This window comes from Nostoc sp. UHCC 0251 (assembly GCF_034932245.1).
GTDB lineage: Bacteria > Cyanobacteriota > Cyanobacteriia > Cyanobacteriales > Nostocaceae > Nostoc.
In genome coordinates this window covers 1-2,676 of record NZ_JAYGHD010000238.1, presented here as the reverse complement: position 1 = coordinate 2,676, position 2,676 = coordinate 1, and the positions used below count along the sequence as shown (strand labels likewise).

General features: G+C 39.5%; 7 protein-coding genes and 1 pseudogene. 2 read left to right on the top strand and 6 right to left on the bottom strand.

Going from position 1 to position 2,676, the window contains the following annotated elements:
* Positions 1–231, top strand: a pseudogene (locus VB740_RS17810) (hypothetical protein); the annotation flags it as partial.
* 96 nt (positions 232–327) lie between these two features.
* Here VB740_RS17810 and VB740_RS17805 read toward each other — a convergent pair.
* Positions 328–543 carry a hypothetical protein gene (locus tag VB740_RS17805; protein WP_323201288.1) on the bottom strand — a complete coding sequence of 72 codons (216 nt, stop codon included), beginning with the start codon at positions 541–543 and terminating at the stop codon, positions 328–330.
* A 39-nt stretch (positions 544–582) separates the two neighbouring features.
* On the opposite strand from VB740_RS17805, the gene VB740_RS17800 reads away from it, so the two are divergent.
* Positions 583–996 (top strand): hypothetical protein, encoded by a 414-nt coding sequence (locus VB740_RS17800; RefSeq protein ID WP_323201287.1) that lies wholly within the window; start codon positions 583–585, stop codon positions 994–996.
* 3 nt (positions 997–999) lie between these two features.
* On the opposite strand, the gene VB740_RS17795 is transcribed toward VB740_RS17800, so the two are convergent.
* The 5 genes from VB740_RS17795 to VB740_RS17775 all read right to left on the bottom strand — a co-directional run bounded on the left by VB740_RS17795 (position 1,000) and on the right by VB740_RS17775 (position 2,453).
* A complete protein-coding gene (locus VB740_RS17795) occupies positions 1,000–1,275 on the bottom strand; it encodes a hypothetical protein (RefSeq protein ID WP_323201286.1) in 276 nt (91 codons plus the stop codon).
* 88 nt (positions 1,276–1,363) lie between these two features.
* Positions 1,364–1,519: a hypothetical protein gene (locus VB740_RS17790; RefSeq protein WP_323201285.1), complete on the bottom strand. Its 156-nt coding sequence runs from the start codon at positions 1,517–1,519 to the stop codon at positions 1,364–1,366.
* Complete coding sequence (locus tag VB740_RS17785) at positions 1,503–1,742, bottom strand: hypothetical protein (RefSeq protein ID WP_323201284.1); 240 nt, start codon at positions 1,740–1,742, stop codon at positions 1,503–1,505. Before VB740_RS17785 ends, VB740_RS17790 begins: the two co-directional genes overlap by 17 nt.
* 196 nt (positions 1,743–1,938) lie before the next feature.
* The gene (locus VB740_RS17780; RefSeq protein ID WP_323201283.1) at positions 1,939–2,172 is read right to left on the bottom strand and encodes a hypothetical protein; all 234 of its coding nucleotides are present in this window, start codon (positions 2,170–2,172) and stop codon (positions 1,939–1,941) included.
* An 11-nt stretch (positions 2,173–2,183) separates the two neighbouring features.
* Positions 2,184–2,453 (bottom strand): hypothetical protein, encoded by a 270-nt coding sequence (locus VB740_RS17775; RefSeq protein ID WP_323201282.1) that lies wholly within the window; start codon positions 2,451–2,453, stop codon positions 2,184–2,186.
* Positions 2,454–2,676: the final 223 nt, after the last annotated feature.

Here is a 2,676-nt window from a genome sequence, read left to right as displayed (position 1 = left end):
ATACTTGAAAAGTTTAGACTGCCGACACCAGAGGTAAGAGAATACATACTTGCTATTCTGGAAAATGATCAGCTTTATGGTGAAGAATTCATTTCTGATCGAGAGATACTGCGCGAACTGCTTGGGGTGTTGTTAAAACAAGAAGATTGGGAAACCATTGCAGCAGTTGCAGCAGATTCGTTAAAGAAACAAATTATACATCAAGCTGTTAGTGAAAAAATCTCAGCATAAGTTATATTGTCAAAAAAAATGAATGATTTTCTTTGTGAACAACAAAGTTTTGTACAAGATGATATGACAACTTTTGAAGTTTCCATGCGATTTCAATTATTGTTGTTTTAACTGTGTTTGTACTACTCGCTGCTGCCTTTTCTCTACCAAAACCTGACCAATAGATCCCCCAGTACCCAGCCCAAACATTCCTGTCGTAATCATGTACATTGTATTCTTGCCAAAAAATTGCACTCCTAAATATCCGATAGATATGGCCGCTAATGTGCTGGTCAGACTTACAACAATTACTCGTGCTTGATTCCGTTTCATAATTTAGAATGCCTTTCCCTGATAGGGGTTTGAAGTTGTATGATTTTGCTATTAGGTAATCGCGCTATTGGGCAATTTATGATCGAATTGACACCAAAGCAACAAATTTTTATGCAAGATGATGTGCCTACCCGTTTGCATCATCTAGCTGCACACCTTGAGCAAATTCAGTCTTTGTGGACTCAAGGCTCGTCGCAGGAATTGATACTGACTCTGATAAAAGAAAGCAGATACTTTATTGAGTGGACTGTGCCTGACATGGTAAAGGCAGATGATATTGACCGAGCCTGTGAATTAGTTGATTTAGTTCGTCTTCTGACTCGTTGGCTATTCCATTGGGACAATATTTGGACTGATGCTGAACAAAAGCAATCTGCATCTGCTCAAATTTCATATTGGTTACAGCGAGTTTTGGAAATATCACGTACAGAACCAGAATCACTGAATGCCTGAACTCTATGAAGTCTGACGTTGTTTGACTAGCACCGAACGCAAGTACTGCCGACAGGCTGCTTCTCCCCGACAGATTAGAATTCGCAGCGCCTGTATTTCCTGTATTGGAGAAATACAAATTTCGGCGATGGCTGGAATCAAATTATGTTGCGATACCACATAGTCTTTATGGCACTGTTCTAATTCCTGAATCTTAGAGTTTAACTCCTGTATCTGTCGCAATGCTTTTGTTAAAGATGATTCTTTGTTTTGAGAGCGATTATCTAGAGTGAATGTCATATTATTGCTCCTATGTAAAGCATGATTTTCTTGATGGTTTTCACAATCGGCGCATTTATCACCAAGCAGCCGTGGGGATGAACATCCGTTATCGTTGTTTTTTTGGTGGTTCGTGCTTTAATAACAAAGCGCTGAAGTCGTAAATCGTTACTGTTGGTTTTGGTTCAGGTTCAGGTTTTGGTTCCCATTCTATTAGGAGTTCAGGATTGCCCAAACCAATTGCATTTTTAATTTCCTGTTCCATGACTGGATTCTCCTTTTTGAGAAAATTGCTCCACCTGATCAATTGCCTCTACTACTTCTCCCAAAACATTAAACGCATCATTTAACACCACATCATTTGATGTAGAAAAGTACTCGGACGACTGAAGCCTGCGATAATCCTTACTACTCCCCACAAGCCGCAACGTATATTGACACCCTTGCAAGATAGTCCGAATCTCTGATGTAGTTAATCTGATTTCCATTGTTGTTTCTCTCCCTAAAATTTATCTCGTTGAATACTAAAACTTGCTCCGACTAAAGAACTGCCTAAGAAGACGGAAAAACTGACCAGCATTGCACCCAGGCATATATTTTTCTGTTGCTCCCAACCAGAGATGATTATGTTAGGGTCAGCATTCGTCTCATTGACGCTCTGCGGTCTAAAGACACACAGATTCTCTAAGAGCTTTTGCCGTATCTCTTAGATATCCGATTGTCAGCCACTGTATACTGGGTTAAATCGAATAAACTTAACTGAATATTCAATGACTCATAGGCATGTTTGAGATTGGTTTCACTAGCAGCACCTTCTTTGTAAAGCCATTCAATTGTTTCTATTAGCTGTTGTTTAGCAGAAGCCGCAGTAGATTCAGGTAATACGGCAATGGGAATAAAACCTGTTAGTTGTTTCATGTTTAATTGGCTCAAAAATTATCTATTTCTGCAACACCTTCATCAGTTGTCACCTTCTTTTGAGATTTGGTTTTACTAATTTGGAATTCGTTCGCTTTAATCACAGGCATTGCAGCCTCTTTAACTGCTGCTTTTGCTTGATGATAAAGGAATTTAACTACACCGTCTGCATCTTCTTCATCCTCAACTTGTGCCCATAAAGAACAACCTAATTCGATTGATTCGTAGTTCCCTAAATTGAATTTTCTTGAATAAATAACTGAGACAGTACCGATTTTCATTGACTTGTTTTTGCTGCTAATTTATCTAGTGGCGACTCAAAGGTGAATCGCCTTTTTTGTGTTTAATTACCGCTTGTTACTTTGCGGCATTGCTGTCTGATTCTGTCCTTGCAGAGATGCCCGTGCCTCAGTCTCCGAAACCGGGGGTAATGCTGGTGCAGTGACAGCGTTAAGCTAATCGGCATTTAAGCTGCATAATATAAATGCAGAGTCGGTTGAAAAT

What these genes read in the sequence shown, in the direction of transcription:
- VB740_RS17805 (WP_323201288.1), bottom strand. Translation starts at nt 543, where the DNA reads ATGAAACGGAATCAAGCACGAGTAATTGTTGTAAGTCTGACCAGCACA.
- VB740_RS17800 (WP_323201287.1), top strand. Translation starts at nt 583, where the DNA reads ATGATTTTGCTATTAGGTAATCGCGCTATTGGGCAATTTATGATCGAA.
- VB740_RS17795 (WP_323201286.1), bottom strand. Translation starts at nt 1,275, where the DNA reads ATGACATTCACTCTAGATAATCGCTCTCAAAACAAAGAATCATCTTTA.
- VB740_RS17790 (WP_323201285.1), bottom strand. Translation starts at nt 1,519, where the DNA reads ATGGAACAGGAAATTAAAAATGCAATTGGTTTGGGCAATCCTGAACTC.
- VB740_RS17785 (WP_323201284.1), bottom strand. Translation starts at nt 1,742, where the DNA reads ATGGAAATCAGATTAACTACATCAGAGATTCGGACTATCTTGCAAGGG.
- VB740_RS17780 (WP_323201283.1), bottom strand. Translation starts at nt 2,172, where the DNA reads ATGAAACAACTAACAGGTTTTATTCCCATTGCCGTATTACCTGAATCT.
- VB740_RS17775 (WP_323201282.1), bottom strand. Translation starts at nt 2,453, where the DNA reads ATGAAAATCGGTACTGTCTCAGTTATTTATTCAAGAAAATTCAATTTA.